General features: G+C 67.7%; 14 protein-coding genes. 7 read left to right on the top strand and 7 right to left on the bottom strand.

Annotated elements, in window-relative coordinates; translation table 11 throughout:
- Window positions 1-19: 19 nt before the first annotated feature.
- Window positions 20-1,324, bottom strand: coding sequence for an adenosylmethionine--8-amino-7-oxononanoate transaminase (locus ABEU20_RS03095; protein WP_420162898.1), 1,305 nt, complete (start codon window positions 1,322-1,324; stop codon window positions 20-22).
- Window positions 1,325-1,440: 116 nt separating this feature from the next.
- Here ABEU20_RS03095 and ABEU20_RS03090 point away from each other — a divergent pair, with 116 nt between their 5' ends.
- Window positions 1,441-3,507, top strand: coding sequence for an acyltransferase family protein (locus ABEU20_RS03090; RefSeq protein ID WP_420162897.1), 2,067 nt, complete (start codon window positions 1,441-1,443; stop codon window positions 3,505-3,507).
- Window positions 3,508-3,709: 202 nt separating this feature from the next.
- Here the strand turns inward: ABEU20_RS03090 and ABEU20_RS03085 are convergent, their stop codons facing one another.
- Window positions 3,710-4,957 carry a cytochrome P450 gene (locus tag ABEU20_RS03085; RefSeq protein WP_420162896.1) on the bottom strand — a complete coding sequence of 416 codons (1,248 nt, stop codon included), beginning with the start codon at window positions 4,955-4,957 and terminating at the stop codon, window positions 3,710-3,712.
- Window positions 4,958-5,173: 216 nt separating this feature from the next.
- Here ABEU20_RS03085 and ABEU20_RS03080 point away from each other — a divergent pair, with 216 nt between their 5' ends.
- Entirely contained in the window at window positions 5,174-5,962 is a 789-nt protein-coding gene (locus ABEU20_RS03080; protein ID WP_420162895.1) for a GNAT family N-acetyltransferase, read from the top strand.
- 196 nt (window positions 5,963-6,158) lie between these two features.
- Entirely contained in the window at window positions 6,159-6,773 is a 615-nt protein-coding gene (locus ABEU20_RS03075) for a hypothetical protein (protein WP_420162894.1), read from the top strand.
- A 712-nt stretch (window positions 6,774-7,485) separates the two neighbouring features.
- On the opposite strand, the gene ABEU20_RS03070 is transcribed toward ABEU20_RS03075, so the two are convergent.
- Together ABEU20_RS03070 and ABEU20_RS03065 are read right to left on the bottom strand one after the other, a co-directional pair.
- Window positions 7,486-7,911: a hypothetical protein gene (locus ABEU20_RS03070; protein WP_420162893.1), complete on the bottom strand. Its 426-nt coding sequence runs from the start codon at window positions 7,909-7,911 to the stop codon at window positions 7,486-7,488.
- 339 nt (window positions 7,912-8,250) lie between these two features.
- On the bottom strand, window positions 8,251-8,631 hold the full coding sequence (locus tag ABEU20_RS03065) for a hypothetical protein (RefSeq protein WP_420162892.1): 381 nt from the start codon (window positions 8,629-8,631) through the stop codon (window positions 8,251-8,253).
- Between the two features lie 210 nt (window positions 8,632-8,841).
- On the opposite strand from ABEU20_RS03065, the gene ABEU20_RS03060 reads away from it, so the two are divergent.
- A complete protein-coding gene (locus tag ABEU20_RS03060) occupies window positions 8,842-10,167 on the top strand; it encodes an HNH endonuclease signature motif containing protein (protein ID WP_420162891.1) in 1,326 nt (441 codons plus the stop codon).
- Between the two features lie 284 nt (window positions 10,168-10,451).
- Here ABEU20_RS03060 and ABEU20_RS03055 read toward each other — a convergent pair whose 3' ends face one another.
- A complete protein-coding gene (locus ABEU20_RS03055) occupies window positions 10,452-11,657 on the bottom strand; it encodes a PucR family transcriptional regulator (RefSeq protein ID WP_420162890.1) in 1,206 nt (401 codons plus the stop codon).
- Between the two features lie 108 nt (window positions 11,658-11,765).
- The gene (locus ABEU20_RS03050; RefSeq protein ID WP_420162889.1) at window positions 11,766-12,131 is read right to left on the bottom strand and encodes a hypothetical protein; all 366 of its coding nucleotides are present in this window, start codon (window positions 12,129-12,131) and stop codon (window positions 11,766-11,768) included.
- Window positions 12,132-12,243: 112 nt separating this feature from the next.
- Here ABEU20_RS03050 and ABEU20_RS03045 point away from each other — a divergent pair, with 112 nt between their 5' ends.
- The 3 genes from ABEU20_RS03045 (at window position 12,244) to ABEU20_RS03035 (ending at window position 15,181) form a co-directional block, all read left to right on the top strand.
- Window positions 12,244-13,284, top strand: coding sequence for an NAD(P)-dependent alcohol dehydrogenase (locus ABEU20_RS03045; RefSeq protein ID WP_420162888.1), 1,041 nt, complete (start codon window positions 12,244-12,246; stop codon window positions 13,282-13,284).
- Window positions 13,281-13,703: a hypothetical protein gene (locus ABEU20_RS03040; protein ID WP_420162887.1), complete on the top strand. Its 423-nt coding sequence runs from the start codon at window positions 13,281-13,283 to the stop codon at window positions 13,701-13,703. The genes ABEU20_RS03045 and ABEU20_RS03040 overlap by 4 nt, the downstream gene beginning before the upstream one ends.
- Window positions 13,704-13,924: 221 nt before the next feature.
- Window positions 13,925-15,181: an ion channel protein gene (locus tag ABEU20_RS03035; RefSeq protein WP_420162886.1), complete on the top strand. Its 1,257-nt coding sequence runs from the start codon at window positions 13,925-13,927 to the stop codon at window positions 15,179-15,181.
- Here ABEU20_RS03035 and amt read toward each other — a convergent pair.
- A complete protein-coding gene (amt, locus tag ABEU20_RS03030; protein ID WP_420162885.1) occupies window positions 15,174-16,847 on the bottom strand; it encodes an ammonium transporter in 1,674 nt (557 codons plus the stop codon). The genes ABEU20_RS03035 and amt overlap by 8 nt on opposite strands.
- Window positions 16,848-16,899: the final 52 nt, after the last annotated feature.

Genomic DNA, 16,899 nt, shown 5'->3' with positions numbered 1-16,899 from the left:
GGGACTGTAGCGACGCAGATCACATTTCCACGGCACTCCGGGACTGACTGCGCGCCGCGGCAACCATTCCGGCGGCGATGCGGTCGATGTCGTCCGCACCGCACACGTACGGCGGCATCGCATAGATCAGGTTCCGGAACGGCCGCAGCCAGACCCCGGCGTCGACCGCGGCAGCGGTCACCGTCGGCATGTCGACCGGTCCGGCGAGTTCGATCACGCCGATCCCACCGAGGATCCGCACGTCCACGACGCCCGGCACCTCCCACGCCGGGGCGAGTCCGCGCTCGAGTCCCGCATTCAGAGCCGCGACCTCGGTGCGCCAATCGCGCGAGAGCAGCAGTTCCACCGCAGCGACCGCCACCGCGCACGCCATCGGATTCCCCATGAAGGTGGGTCCGTGCATGATGCCGCCGCCCTCGCCCGCACTGATGACCTCGGCCACCTCGGTGGTGCACAGCGTCGCGGCAAGAGTGAGGTAGCCGCCGGTGAGCGCCTTACCGACGCACATGACGTCCGGCGCCAGGGCGGCGTGATCCGCCGCGAACAGTTCACCGGTGCGCCCGAAGCCCGTGGCGATCTCGTCGAACACCAGCAGCAGTCCGTGCTCGTCACACATGCGGCGTAGTTCCCGCAGGTAGTCGGGGTGGTGAAATCGCATTCCACCGGCACCCTGGACGGCGGGCTCGACGATGATCGCGGCGAGTTCGTGACGGTGCCGGACGACGATCCTCTCGAACTCCTCGACGTACTCGGGATCGAACTCGCGCGGCGGCGCCGGGGCGAACAGTTGCTGAGCGAGGACGTCGGTCCACATCGCATGCATGCCGCCGTCCGGGTCGCAGACGCTCATCGGCGCGAACGTGTCGCCGTGATACCCGCCACGCCACGTGAGCAGCCTGTGCTTCTCGGGCCGGCCGCGGCTGCGCCAGTACTGCAGGCACATCTTCACCGCGACCTCCACGGACACCGACCCGGAGTCGGCGAGGAACACCTTGTCGAGCCCCGCGGGGGTGATCTCGACGAGCAGTTCGGCGAGCCGGGCGGCCGGGGCGTGGGTGAGCCCGCCGAACATGACGTGACTCATCCGGCCCAGCTGGTCGGAGACTGCCTGGTCCAGCACCGGATTGCGGTATCCGTGGACGGCAGACCACCACGAGCTCATCCCGTCGACCAGTTCGGTCCCGTCGGCGAGCGTGAGCCGCACGCCCTGCGCGGACTCGACGACGAGCGACGCCGTCGACGCGGGAAACGCGCCGTAGGGGTGCCACAGGTGGGTGCTGTCGATCTCGACGATCCGATCGGCCGTCAGGTGCAGGGAGTTCACGGCGCTCGACTGTAGGTGTCGGGCAGGACCGGCGGGTCGGCAGGTACGTTGGACAGGTCCCCGTCGGCGGAATCCGCCGCGGTCGCCGCCCCGTCGCCTGCCCGGAAAGATTCGCGTTGTCCGTCAGCTCCACCGACCGAACCATCGGCGGGCCGTCGGCCTCTCCCACCCGCAGCCGCCCCGCATACCGCCACGATCTCGACGGACTTCGCGGTCTCGCGATCGGCCTCGTCGTCGTCTACCACGTCTGGTTCGGGCGGGTCTCCGGTGGCGTCGACATCTTCCTGACGCTGTCCGGGTTCTTCTTCGTCGCGTCGCTGCTGCGGACCGCCGAGTCCGGAGCCCGCCCCGATCCGGTTCCCGTCGTCCGGCGCGTGGTGCGACGCCTGGTGCCGCCGCTCGCGATCGTGCTGGCGGCGGTGGCCGCGTTCACGGTGGTGATGCATCCGGCCACCCAGTGGTTCGACACCGCACGGCAGATCACGGCGTCGCTGACGTTCCTGCAGAACTGGCATCTCGCCGATACCGCGAGCGACTACCTCGCCGCCGACCCGTCGGTCAGCCCGCTGCAGCATCTGTGGTCCATCTCGGTGCAGGGCCAGTTCTATCTGGCGGCGCTCGTCGTGGTGTTCGGGCTCGCGTGGCTGCTCCGCACTCGCGGCGTCCCGGTCCGGGGGCCGCTCGCGTTGCTGCTCGGCGGGCTCGCGCTCGCGTCGCTGACGTACGCGACGACGAGCGACCTGCCGCAGACGTGGCTCTACTACGACACCGGTGCACGCATGTGGGAGCTCCTCGTCGGCGGCCTGCTGGCCTGCGTTGCCCCGTTCCTGCGGGTGCGGCGGGTCTGGCGCGTACTCCTCGCGGTCGCCGGACTCGCCGTCGTGGTCGCGTGCGGCATGCTGCTCGACGGGCGCAGCCAGTTCCCCGGACCCTGGGCGCTGGTCCCCGTCGGTGCCGCGCTCGCGCTCATCGTCGCCGGATCGCAGGACGTCGAAACCGATCGCTCCCCCACTCGGCTGCTCGCGTCGCGGCCCCTGGTTCGACTCGGGTCGATCGCGTACGCGCTGTACCTGTGGCACTGGCCGGTCCTCATCGCGTACCTCGTCTGGCGCGAGGAAGCCGAGGTCGGGTTGGCCGGCGGCGCCGTCGTGATCGCGGTTTCCCTGGTGCTCGCGGAACTCACCACACGGTTGATCGAGACGCCCATACGTCGGCCGTCGGCTCCCCGCGCGGTGCGGGGCGCTCTGATCACGGTCGTCTCGTTGATCACGGTCGCTCTGGCGGCGGCCTCGATGACGTGGACCGGATTCATCGACCGCCGGACCGAGCAGTGGGCGCAGCAGAGCTCGCTCGATGCCTCGATATACCCCGGAGCCGCCGCTCTCCTGTCCGGCACGGAGGTCGAGTATGCGCGGGAGCAGCCGTCGCGCTTCGTGGCGCAGTCGGACCTGCCGGCGACGACGCTCGACGGCTGCATGTCCCAGCCCGGCCAGACCGAGGCGCTCACGTGCACCTACGGCGACGTCGACGCCGACCGCAGCATCGCCCTGATCGGCGGTTCGCATGCCGAACACTGGCTGCCCGCACTCGATGAACTCGGCCACGAACACCGTTTCCGGGTGGAAACGTACCTGAAGGTGGGGTGCCCAGCGGTGCTGCCCCCGGACCCCGAGGCCCCGGTCGGCGAATGCGAGGAGTGGACGTTCGAGATCCTCGACGCGATGGCCGCCGCCCGCCCCGACATCGTGTTCAGCACCTCGACCCGCCCCCGCCCCGGCACCCCCGGGGACTACACCCCCGACACCTACATCGCGCTGTGGCAGGCCCTGACCGATCTCGACCTTCCCACCATTGTGGTTCGCGACACTCCGTGGCTCGAATCGGACGGCATCGCCTTCCGCGCCTCGGACTGCCTGGCCCGACGCGGCGGCAACGCCGACACGTGCGGCATCGACCGTGCGCTGGCGCTCGACCCGATCGACCCCGCCCAGGATGCGTCGGCGCCGTTTCCGTCAGTCCTGCCCCTCGACCTCTCCGATGCCGTCTGCCGGGAGGACCGCTGCCGGGCGATCGAGGGCAACGTGCAGATCTACCGGGACTCGAATCACCTCACGACGTCGTACGTGAAGACTCTGACCCCCGTACTGGGCGCCCGCCTCGGCCCGCTCACCGGTTGGTGGTGACCCGGCCCGCCGAACAGTCCAAGCGCTCCACCACATCTGGCCATTCGTCGATCACGTGGCGGGCATGGCAGTCGATGTGCTTCGCACCCACGAGTCCACGACGACCATCGGCGTCGGCGAGCCGCTCGCAGCCGTGCTCGTCAACTTCCGATACCCCGCACGTCGAACTCCTTGCCGGCGCCGAGGCGTCGGACGAATCCGGTCAGTGCGCCACCGGGCATTTACCGGCGTAGTCCACCTGCAGTTCCTTGATCCCGTTGATCCACCCGGATCGCAGGCGGCGCGGGTCGCCGAGCTTGGTGATGTCGGGCATGTGGTCGGCGATCGCGTTGAACATCAGCTCGATCTCCATCCGGGCGAGGTTTGCGCCGATACAGAAGTGCGCGCCGGTGCCGCCGAAGGCGAGGTGATCGTTGTCCGTGCGGGTGATGTCGAATCGTTTCGGATCCTCGAACACGTCCTCGTCGAAGTTCGCCGACGAGTAGAACATCACGACACGGTCGCCCTTGTGGATCGCCTGACCGCCGAGCGTGGTGTCCGCCAACGCTGTTCGCTGGAACCCGACGACCGGTGTGGCCCAACGGATGATCTCGTCGACTGCCGTCGACGGACGCTCCCGCCGGTACAACTCCCACTGGTCGGGGTTGTCCATGAACGCCATGATGCCGTGCGTGATCGCGTTGCGGGTGGTCTCGTTGCCGGCAACGGCGAGTAGCAGAACGAAGAACCCGAACTCTTCGGACGCGAGCCCGTCGCCGTCGACGTCCGCCTCCACCAGCGTCGTGACGATGTCCTGTGCGGGACACTTGCGTCGCTCCTCGGCCATCGCGTACGAGTACGCGAGGATCTCGGCGGACGCGGTCGCCGACTCCTCCGCGAACTCTGGATCGTCGTAGCCCATCATCTGGTTCGACCAGTCGAAGATCTTGTGCCGGTCCTCCTGCGGTACGCCGATCAACTCCGCAATGGCCTGCAGCGGCAACTCGCATGCCACCTGCTCGACGAAGTCGCCGGATCCCGCGGCCACCGCGTCTTGCACGATCTTCTCCGCGCGCTCCTTCAGTGCGGGACGCAGACTCTGGACGGCGCGCGGCGTGAAGCCACGGGCAATGACCTTGCGGAGCTTGGTGTGCTCGGGGGCGTCCTTGTTGATCAGCAGGTGCCGCATCAGCTCGACGGTCTCGCGGGGCATGTCGTCAGAGAAGCGTGCGATGGCGGTGTTCTCCCAGGTGGAGAACACCTCACTGTTGCGCGAGACCTCCTTGACGTCCTCGTGCCGGGTCACCGCCCAGTAGCCCTCGTCTGCGTATCCACCCTTGGTGGGCGGCTGCTCCACCCAGTGGACCGGGGCCGACTTGCGGAGCGCTGCGAACTCGGCGATCGGCAGCCTCTGCTCGTAGACGTCGGGGTCGGTGAAGTCGAAACCGTCGGGGACTCCGGAAACTGCCACGCTGCACACCTTCTCTCGGGGACTGTTGCAGATCGTTCAGCGATCCACGTGACCATGATCACACGCACACGTCGGCACTCGCTTGGGCATTCGGCACAGCTCGACGCGCAGCAGTTGTGCGGCGCGCACAAATCCGCCCCCGAGGGTTTCACCTGTTCCGCCGGGACCATCACGGCAGATTTCGTCGACCGTTCGCCCGAATGCGAGGCTGGGTGCATGGCGTCCGATCCCCGTTCCGATTCCCTCCCGACCGCCCAGCCGGACTCCGGCGCGCTCCTCGCGGACGACTGGGCGGAGATCGACGATCCCGGGCTCGATCATCCGGTTCACTTCTCCCTGTCCGGCGCGCACGCCCACCTGTCTCGCACTGTCGGCCGGGCGGGCACGTACGCGGACGAGGTCTCCACGTTCTGTTCCGTTCCCGCCCATCCGGAACCCGAGGACTGGGACGATCTCGCCCGACTGCTCGGGAGCGGCGGTTTTGCCGACCTCTTCAGCTGTCCGGAACTTCCGCCCGCGCACTGGGAGCCCGTTTTCGCGCTCGACGGACTCCAGATGATCGCTCCGCCCGCCACGGACGCGCGCCCGGTCGTCGCCTCGGACGCCCTTCAGAGAGGATTCGAACTCGTCGAGCTCGGGGCCGCAGACGTGCCGGACATGCTCGAACTCGTATCCGAGACGCGCCCCGGTCCGTTCTGGGCCCGAACACCGGAATTCGGCACCTACCTCGGGATCCGGCACCACGGCACGTTGGTCGCCATGGCCGGCGAGCGCCTGCGCCCGCCGGGGTGGACCGAGATCAGCGCCGTCTGCACCGCGCCAGAGGCGCGCGGCCACGGACACGCCGCACGGTTGGTCCAGACGCTCACAGACCGGATCACGGCCCGGGGCGACAGGGCATTCCTCCACGTGGCGGGCACCAACGCGCAGGCGATCAGCGTCTACACGCGTCTCGGTTTCCGGCCGCGTCGAGATGTGACGTTCCGCGGGTTCCGAGTTCCCTGAGGGCCAGCCGCTTCCCGGTACGCGCGCCTGCGGTTCATCCCCGACCCCCGCACTGTCCGGGACCACGCGAAGCCGCCTTCCCTCTCCCTCGGACGGGCTGTCCTACAACGAACGGCTCGGCGCGGTCCCGCCCGAATCCTGACACGGAGCACCGCACTACCGTCGACGGCGTGTCGATCCCCCCTATGCTCGACGGGTGGCGTTCGAATCGAGTTCGGACCTCGACCGAGGTTCCCTCGGTCGGATGGCGTGGATCAACGTCGCCGCGACGCTCGTCGCGGCGGCTGTCATGACTGGGACGGCATGGCATCTACCGTGGCCGAACCCTTCCGACAGTGCGGTCGCGGCGGCGGGTGCCCGCGTCGTGCTTGTCCTTTCAGCCGTGGTGACGCTCGTCGTGGCGATACTCACCGCTATCCAGCGGCGACGCCGGACCTGGGCGATCGCGGCCTGGCTCCTCGTTGCCGGGTGCGCACTCGGCGTATCGGCTGTGGGTCGCCCAACGTTCGGTGACCATCAGAGCGAGTTCGAAGAGGTTGCCCGCCAACTACTTCGCGAACCCGAGAATTCGCAGAGCGGCCGCTACCATCGCGACCTTCGGATCGGACGCTTCGACGTGGCGTACGCCCATGTCAGCACCGACGGCTCGGTGTACTTCTACGACGCACGGACGGGACCGTCACCGTCCGAGAACCCGGGATGGATCTACGCACCTCACGGTCTCTCGGAGACAAGCGTCGAACACACGGGGGCGCGCAACATCGGGGGCGGCTGGTACACCTTCCCCAACCTGGTCGTCGACAACTACTGAATCGTCCGCGAGCTGTTCCCGCCACCCAATCCGTATGGGGCAGAACGGCAACGGCAACCAACCGTCCACCGTGCTCGATACGGCGTGCTCACACGACTTGTCCTGCGTCTGGAAGGCAACAAAGATCGGGCTCATCACTCATGTAGCGCTGTGGGCTGAGTTTTCTGCGGGGCTCAGCGCCGGACCCGATCTGCCACTTCGTGGGACGATTCGCGAGTTCGGTGCCCCGGCGACGCCCGACCTGGTCGCGGGTGAGTGGCCGCGCCTTGTGGTGAGAGACCCGAAAGCGGGTGTCGGGTCTGGCGGATGGCAGCCGACTTCGTATCGAACACCCGGACGGGCGCCCGATCCTCATCACCGACGACAGCACATGCATCGCAGGCACACCGTCGACCGACAACGCCGGATCGACCCGGATGCGTAAAGCCGTTCGACGAAGTACGCGGCCCTCATGTGCTGCTACGTCGCTCGCGCAGGTAGGCATGTTGAAACCGCTCGATATCGGACGTCTGGCCGGTACGTTGTCAGCAGCATGAGCGAGCCAGTTCCAGTGGAAGGTTTACCGGTCATGACGCGTGCTGAAGGGGTTCGCGCGGGCCGTGTGGGTGTGCATGCGGCGGCGATTGCCGAGTCGACACAGAAGTTCCTCGACGAGCACGTCCCGACGAGCCGACCGGACCGACGCGTGTCCCCCGAGCCCGCTACGGACGGGCTACGCTTCCTCTGTCTCGGACAGGATTCCCAGCTTTTCCTCCTCCGCCGCCGCATCCACCCCGCCATCCTTGGCCGCGATGCGCTCGATCAGCTGCCCGACCGCACGAGAGATCGTCTCGCGCACGAACGCATCGGGATCCACCGCCGTCTCGACATCGACGCGACCGACGTGGATCTGGGCGGTCACGGAGCGTTTCGCGACCGAGACGCGCGGGTTCCGCAGCCCGGTGGGCCCGTCCGTCGACGAGATGGAACCCCCGACGTGCAGCAGCACGTCCAGGTCGTAGGTGAAACCGATCTCACCCAGCTGACGCTTCATGCGGGTGACGGCGGCAATCCACTCCCCCGGCACGTCCGGTCCGCCGTATACGGTCCGAAACGTCAGCCGGCCGGTGAAGTCGGAGTCGTCTCCTGCGCTGCCCACTCGCCGAGTATAGAGCGGCCTACTCCGCAACGGCGTGAGTGAGCGTATTCAGCATTTCGAGGGTGTGTGCCGCATGGCGCAACGGAACTCGTTGTGGCTCAGCCCGTACCGGCCATGTCGCTGTCTCGCCGCACGGCGAGACCGTGGGCGCATTGGCGTCAACCAGAGCCTCTGTTGCCGACGGCAACTGTCCGGCAGGTCAGGGTCTGGGGTGAGCCGGTTCACGGCATCACGTGGACTGGACCCGATGCTGTTGATGCAGCATCAGCTCTCTGGATCTGGATCTAGATCTGGATCTGGCTCGGCTGCCGTGCCGAAAAACCGAACACCCCTAACGCCTCAACGATCTGGTGGAGGACCAGCTCCCTCCAGACGGTAGGTGGGTCCGCTCTTCAGGTGGTCAGCGGTGAAGGACTGTTGCCGGACGTTGTTGCTCACCCACAGCTCGTAGCCTGCCTGGTTCGCGGCGATCGCCTCGAAGTACGCGGTGTAGGTGCACGTTCCAGCCCCGTTGTCAGAAGAAGTCTCGATCGACTCGACCCTCAGGGGCGCAAATGATGTCGTCGCAGCGGACCGAGCAGAGATGGAAACCACATACCCCGGAACAAGGTGCGCTGCATCGACCCATACGCACTCGCCGGAACCGGCCCACACCTCGTCCGCTTCACCCGTGATCGTCACCGTCGCGGCAAACGTAGCCGGCACATCGACATTGGTCACACAACTCGACAGAGGTGCCACTCCCGCGAATGTGGCCGCCACGACCGCGATCGACCCCCGTTTGCACCCCATGGGAACACCCTAGGCATCAGCACAGCGACAACTGTCGACAGGTGGCGTCAGCGTCGCACCGTGCCGCACATCGAGAATTTGCTCGACACGACACTCTCCACCATTGACTCGAACACCCGTTCGAAGTAGGCTGGTGTCATGAATCCGGGGGGACTCAACAATTCAGGCACCGCAGCCACCGTGCTGCGACCCGCCGAGGTACGTCGACTGGCCGAACTCGACCTGTTGCGGTCGGCGATCGACTTCAGCCGCGAGATCGAGCGCTTGGAGACTCTTCGGGCCGTCGCGGTCGACGAAATCGACGCGCGCGCAGTGTCGTTCGACGTCCTCGGGTTCCGCAGCGTCAAGCAGTGGCTGGCTGCGAACACATTGTTGGAAGTGCCGGCCGCGGCACGGATCCTCGCGTTGGGCAAAATGCTGAGCCGGCAACCCGAAATTGCCGACGCCTTCAACGACGGCGCCGTCTCGGCCGAGCACGCCGCGTTGATCGGCAAATTCTGCGAAACCCCACCCCGCGGCATGCCGAACGAGGCGTTGGGGTCGTGCCGGAAAGTGTTGCTGGACGCCGCTTCCGGACCGGCCGCGACCACCATGACCGTGCGCACCTGCATCGCGAGGCTCGAGCGGATCTTCGAATCCGACGAACTCCCTCCCAGCGAAGACGCCGAACGCAACGAGTTCCATGCCTCGAAAACTCTGAACGGGCGCGTCGCCGTGAAGGGGGATCTCGACGCCGTCACCGGGGAAATGCTGCTGACAGCGTTGTCTGCGTTGACCAAGCCGAGGAATCCGGTCGACGACCCCGCCGGCACCCGCACCCCCGCGCAGAAGCGCGCGGACGCGTTCGCCGAGATCCTGCGCCGCTACCTCGACTCCGGCGACGCACCCATCGAAGGTGGAGAGAAGCCTCACCTCTCGCTGCACGTGAACGCCGCCGACCTTGCCCGCTCCGGGGCGGATCATGGCCAGTTCGATCAGAGTGACGACCAGGATTCCGGTCGGAAGACCAGTCCGGACATGTTCGGCGACAAGGATGTTGCACGAATGCCGCACTTGGGGCCGCTCACCATCGCCACTGCCCGCAGACTCGCGTGCGACTGCCATCTCACCCCGATCGTGATGCACGACGGCGTCCCCATCGACCTCGGCCGCACCAGCCGAACCGTCTCCAAGAAGCAGCGCCGCGCCCTGATCGCCCGCGACCACGGCTGCGCCTTCCCCGGCTGCGGAGCGCCACCCGCCCACTGCGAAGGCCACCACGTGAAGCACTGGGCAGACGGCGGACCCACCGACCTCGACAACCTCGTCCTGCTCTGCCGCTACCACCACCGACTCCTCCACCACAGTCACTGGCAAGTGAAAATCGGCGCCGACCGCCACCCGTGGTTCACCCCACCCAGCTCGGTCGACCCGTACAAGAAACCCATCCCCGCCCACAATCGGGCGGGACCACAGGCCGCATGACGCCGATAGCCGACACCCGAACCGGGTGCCGGCTATCGCAGGATGTAGTGCGTAGCCCATCCGACAGACCCGACAGACGGAGCGCTTCATGAACCGATACACGAGTGCGGCGAATACCTGATCGCCGCTGTCGCCCAGGCTCTTTCGTGGGCCGATCTGGACAGCGCGGAACGCGGCTCACGAATCGTGCTGTTCCCGCTGGCTGCGGCGATCCTCGCGGCAATCTTCGGGACAAGAGCCGAACGAGACTGAGCTCGCCCTTTCGGCTGGCCGGCTACCCCCGATCACTCACCGAACGCCTCGAAACACTTCAACGCGAGTTCGAGCTTCAGTCGGCGCGCCAGAATATCCCCACCGAGGATGTCCTCCACCCGCTGCATGCGGTATCGGACGGTGTTCTTGTGGATTCCCAGACCCCGAGCGGCGGCCTCGTGGTTACCGTGGCAGCTCATCACCGCGTGCAGGGTGTCCCGGAGACGCTCGGACGCGGCATCTGCGCCCAGGAGGCAGGCGAGCTCTCGCGCGACGAGCCCACGCATCGCGTGGGGATCCGCCGACAGCATCGACACGAGCTCGACGTCTGCATAGCTGGTCACGACATCTCGACGCGTGCCGATCTCGGCGATCCGTTGCGCCGCCAACGCCTCACGATGGCTGCGGCGGAATCCCTCGATGCCCGGCGCCGACTCACCGACGGCGAGTCGAACGCCGTCCGGTATCAGGCTCCGATCGATCACCCACGCGGCGGCGCCGTCCTGTGCAATCCACGACCACACGCCGTGCGCCCCGGACGGCACCGACAGTGTGCGGCGCCCGCCGGAGATTCGGGTCATCACCCGGTCGAGGGAGCCGGCGAAGAAGGTCGAGTCGTCGACCCACGCGACCACCGCGGTGTGCGCGAGTCGCAGCGGATAGCCGAGAAGTCCGGACGACTGCGCGACGCCCCCGCCCCCGTCGAGGATCTCGCGGACCGTCGTCACGCGGGAGGCGAAAGCTCCCTGCAGCAGCCGTTCCCGCTCGTCCGCGTACGTGACGGCGAGTTCGTCGAGCATCGAGTTGAGCAGTTCGCTGGTCTGCGACCACATGGTGGTCAGAACCTCGAGCTTGAACTGGGGGTCGAGGTCCTCCTGCTGGAGAAACTCGGTCGCAAAGGAGAGCATGGCGCGGTGACCGGCGTGGTACAGCTGCGTCAGGACCCGCAGCTCGAGCCCCCGCTGCGCAACGGTGCGGGCGAGCGCATGGGCCTCCACCGAGACGGGAGCCTCGGCGGGGCCGTCGCCGGACGGGCCGGAGGCGCCCAGGAAGGCGCCGAGCTGACTGCGCACCGCGGCCCGCAGATCGCGCTGCAGTTCCGCGTCCGCGGCCAACTCGGGAATGTCCGCGGTGAACGACTCTTCGAGGCCGGACAGAAAGAGATTCAGATCGTTCGGTGTCAACGTCGTGGTGAGGTAGTTTCGCAGCCAGCGATCTGCCGGTTCCCGCGCCTTCACCCGCCATCACACCTTTCCGGAACCGGCTCGCTGCCGACAATCCGCGGCTCCACCGTAGACGCGGCGACGGGCGACCAAGGCGACGAAACGCCGCAGACGACTCTCCCGTCAGCGCAGTTCCGCACCCGCCAGGCGCAGCGTGACGTAGTCACTGTCGACGAGAGCCGAGTCGAACATCGTGTCTCCCCTGGCCAGTGCTCGCAGTACCTCCGGCTCGAGCGCATCCCACCAGGCGTCGAGGCCCTGCCGGCGAGCGAACAGGTAATCCGACACGGCGCCTTGGAAGATCGCGAAGTGAGGTACAGCGTCGTTCTCCTCGGTGACATAGCAGACGCTGTCGTCGCCGCAGACGCTCATGACCTGGCCGATGAACTCCGGCGGCACGAAGCCCTGGGGATTGCGCAGCAGCGCGAGCCGCGCCCGCTCCGACAGGCGTGCGTAGAGGTGTTCGGGTTCCGAGGTCGCGTCCCCCATGCCCTGCAACCTAACGCCCGAGTCCGACACCTGTCCCCCGAGTCGGCGGATCCGTGCGATGCTCGAGACGCGACACATCCTCGACCGCGCGAGCCCATCGAAGGAGTCCAGCGTGAAGGCGATCCAGTACACCCGAATCGGGGCTGAACCCGAACTCGTCGAGATACCGACCCCGGAGCCTGGACCTGGCGAGGTGCTGCTCGAGGTCACCGCGGCGGGCGTGTGCCACTCCGACGAGTTCGTCATGAGCCTGCCGGCCGAGCAGTTCGGCTACGACCTTCCCATGACGCTCGGACACGAGGGCGCAGGCCGAGTGGCCGCGGTCGGCGCCGGAGTCACCGATCTGGAGATCGGCACCAATGTCGTCGTGTACGGGCCGTGGGGCTGCGGACGGTGTTGGCACTGCGCCCAGGGCCTCGAGAACTACTGTTCCCGCGCAAGCGAACTCGGCATCGCGCCACCCGGGCTGGGCGCGCCCGGTGCGATCGCCGAGTACATGGTCGTCGACTCACCCCGCCACCTCGTCCCGATCGGTGACCTCGACCCCGTCACCACAGTGCCGCTGACCGACGCCGGACTCACCCCGTACCACGCGATCAAGCGGTCGCTCGGCAAGTTGCGGGCGGGCTCCTTCGCCGTCGTGATCGGTACCGGCGGCCTCGGACACGTCGGCATCCAACTGCTCCGACACCTGTCCCCCGCCCGCATCATCGCTCTCGACGTCACCGACGAGAAGCTCGCGTTCGCTCGCGAGGTGGGGGCGCACGAGACCGTGCTGTCGAACGCCGACGCCGCCGCGAACGTCCGGAAGATCACGGGCCGGGCGGGCGCAGCGTTGGTCCTGGACTTCGTGGGCGTCCAGCCGACTCTGGACGTCGCGACCGCCGTTGCCGGAGTGGGGTCCGACGTCACGATCGTCGGCCTCGGCGACGGGAAGTCCGCGGCCCGGGTCGGCTTCTTCACCGGCGCCTACGAGACGAATGTCGCCTCCCCGTACTGGGGTTCGCGGAGCGAGCTCATCGAACTGATCGATCTCGCACACCAGGGTGTCCTCGACATCGCGGTCGAAAGGTTCTCGCTCGACGACGGCGTCGAGGCATACCGTCGGCTCGCGGCGGGCACGCTGCGCGGACGGGCGGTCATCGTGCCGTGAGTCGGAGCGCGGATCTGCTCCGCAGACTCGTCGGCGGGCTGTTCGTGTTCACCGCCGGCATCCACGTCGGCATCGTCGCCGCCGACGCCGAGTTGTACCGCGCCTTTGCCGACCAGTCGTATCTGCCGTGGGTCCGGACTGCATGGCGCGACGTCTTCATGGCCCACCCGGCCGCCTGGGGCTTGGTCGTGGCTGCCGGTGAGCTCACGATCGGAGTCCTGATCCTCGCGGGTGGCCGGCGGACGCGGATCGGACTGATCGGCGCAATCGCGTTCCATGTCGCGCTCATGCTGTTCTGCTGGGGTTACTGGATGTGGAGTGTCCCGATGCTGGTGCCACTCGGATATCTACTTTCGACGAGTGAAGATCGGCCACGACTCGCCGACCAGCGACGAGGCCGCCACCCCATGATCCGATAGGTCCGCCTTCTTTCGACGCACGAGTTCCGTTCGCCCGGAACCCAGGCGGCTATCGACGGGAGGGGCAGAGAACTCGGCGCGCGTATCGCGGCGCACCGGGGTAGTGCAGTCGACGGCATCGCCGCGGAGGCCCTGCGCCCGTCCGCCCGCGCGTCGTAGCGTGGAGGGACGAGCACTCCGACCCGTCGAACAGGGAGACACCGGAGGCACCGTTGGACGTCGTGTTCCCGAGCACCCGGACAATCGCCCGCGAGGCCGTCCCTTCCGTTCTCGTGGGCGTCGCGGCGGCGATCATCCCGATCGCAATGGTGCTCGCGACCGACAGAGTCACCGACCTGCTCTACACCTGGATCCCCGATCTGGTCGGTTTCGACGGTTACGCCCGCTGGTGGATCTTTGCGGTGCTCACCGGAATCGGCCTGCTGGTCGGCCTCCTGGTGTGGAAGTTGCCGGGTCACGGTGGCCCCGACCCGGCAACCGCGGGACTCGTGGGGCCACCCATCCCGCTCGGTTCGCTGCCGTCGCTGGCGATCGTCGTCGTGCTCGCACTGGGCGCCGGGGTGAGCCTGGGCCCGGAGAACCCGCTCATCGCGATCAATGTCGCGGTGGCGGCGTGGATCCTGGGGCGGCTGTGGCCGAGCATGCCGACCGAACGCGCCGTCTGGCTGACGACGTCCGCGACGATCGGCGTCCTGTTCGGGACCCCGCTGGCCGGGCCGCTGGCATTCGTCGAACTCGCGGGCCGCCGCCCGAAAGGCGAACTGTGGGAGAACATGTTCGCGCCGCTCATTGCGGCCGGAGCCGGTACCGCGACGATGTTCCTCCTCGACCGTCCGATGCTCGTCATCGACGTCCCCGAATACCGTTGGCCCACCATCGGGCACGTCCTGATCGGCACGCTCATCGCCGTCGGGACCGCCGGGCTCTTCCTGTTGGGCGTCCCCGGCTTCCATCGGATGCACACGCTGTTCCACGCGCTGCCGAACCCGGTTCTGGCGATCGGACTCGGCGGCGCGATCCTGGGCATACTCGGTGCGATCGGCGGACCCGCGACGCTCTTCAAGGACGCCGAGAACATGGGGAGGGTCACCGCCGACGCAGCGAATCAGTCGGTGGGCCGACTCGCGCTCTACGCGCTGATCAACCTCGTGGCACTGCTCGTCGCGTCGAGTTGCGGCTTCCGTGGCGGCCGGACCTTCGCGTCGGTGTTCGTCGGGCTCGACGTCGGACTGCTCGTGCATGCAGTGTTCGACACGGTGCCACTCGCCGTGGCCGTGTCGTGTGCGGTGCTCGGCGCCCTCGTGGTGGCGGTGCGCAGCTGCTGGCTGGGCCTGTTCATCGGCGCGACGATGGTGGCGTCGTTCGGCGTCGTCCCGGTGCTGTGTATCGCCGTTCTTCCGGTCTGGCTGCTCGTGGTGCACCGCGGCCAGCTGGTGGTGGGTCCCAATACCGTGCCGCTCGAGAAACCCGTCAGCTGACGGGCTCGTCCGAACGGGCCTGTGGGGTGAGCGGTTCCGCTGCCTGCTGCACGTAACCCTCGTGAGCGCCGATCGTGTTGTGGTCCAGCGCCTCGAGCACGGCGTCCACATCGGACTCGCGGGCCAGGACCTCCACCTTCAGGCGCTGCGCGAGCGCGAGCTCGCTGCGCTGATCACGCATCATCACCGTGTCCCGGTGGGTCGAGGGCGCATGCACCTCGGTCACCACGATCGACCGGGCACCGGCCTCGCGAAGCGATCGTTCGAGTTCTCCCGCGTCCACCGCTCGGACGAGCACCGTGACCAATTGGAAGCGCACCCCCGGCGGCGACTGCGCGATCCGGGTCGACGTCACCGGCGGCTCGTCGACGGCGCCCGATGCAGGCCCGACGCCGGCAACGAACGACGGCGCGAACTGGTAGGCGTCCATACCCTGACGTCGGCGGTCCAGTCCGAACTCCTCGTCGGCCGGTAGCCGCAGCCCCACGGTCTTCTCCGCCGTGACGGCGATCACGAGCGTGACGACGAACGAGAACGCGACCACCACGACCACCGCGAGCGCCTGGTTCCCGAGCAGCGAGAATCCGCCACCGAAGAACAGCCCGTCCGTCCCGATCGCGTTGATCGCCTTCTTGCCGAACAGACCCAGCAGCAGCGAGCCGAGCACACCGCCGACGAAGTGCACCGCGATCACGTCCAACGCGTCGTCGAATCGGAAGAGCACCTTCAGGCGCAACGCGAGCTGGCAGGCCAGCCCGGCGAGCGCTCCGATCGCGAGTGCGGACGGGGTGTCGACGTATCCGGCGCAGGGCGTGATCGTGGCCAGCCCCGCCACCGCGCCGGTCGCCGCGCCCACGACGGTGGATCGCCCCTGCCGGAAGCGCTCCAGGATCAGCCAGATCACCATGCCCGCGGCCGCCGCGACGTGGGTGTTCACCAGGGCCTGCGCGGCGATACCGTTCGCCTGCAGGCCGTCTCCCGCATTGAATCCGAACCAGCCGAACCACAGAATTCCGGCCCCGATCATCGTGAGTGGCACCGAGTGTGGGACCGTGTCGGTGTCGGGCCAGCCGGTTCGCCGACCGACGACCAGGAGGATCGCCAGCGCGGCCGCCCCGGCCGACGCATGGACCACCATTCCGCCCGCCCAGTCCTGGGCCCCTCGGCTCGCGAGCCATCCCTCGGGGTTGAACAGCCAGTGCGCGATCGGCGCGTACACGATCACCGGCCACACCACGAGGATCGTCACCCATCCCGCGATCTTCAGCCGGTCGGCCGTCGCCCCGGTGATCAAGGCGGGCGTGATGATCGCGAACATCATCTGGTATGCGATGAACGCCATCGCCGGTATCGCGATCCCCGGTACGACGACATGCAGTGCCGGACCGGGAGCTTCGTCCAGGTTCTGCAGCGCGAACAGTTTCAGGTCTCCGAACAGTCCCCCGGCGGCATCGTCGCTGAACGCAATACTGTGACCGATCAGAACCCACACCACGGTGACCACGCCGAGCGGGAGGAAGTTCTGCTGGATCATCACCAACGTGTTGCGGCTCTTCACCATTCCGGCGTAGAAGAACGCCAGACCCGGAACCATGAACAGCACGAGTGCGGCGCAGACCAGCACCCAGGCGGTGTCGCCGCCGTCGATGGGATTCGAAACGGTCACGGACAACACCTCCGGAGGAACAACTCCGGCCGCCCCGGTGTCATGGATCTGG

This window comes from Rhodococcus parequi (assembly GCF_046042785.1).
Classification (GTDB): Bacteria; Actinomycetota; Actinomycetes; order Mycobacteriales; family Mycobacteriaceae; genus Prescottella; species Prescottella parequi.
The sequence above is the reverse complement of the archived record's forward strand: the minus strand, read 5'-3'. Positions and strand labels throughout refer to the sequence as shown.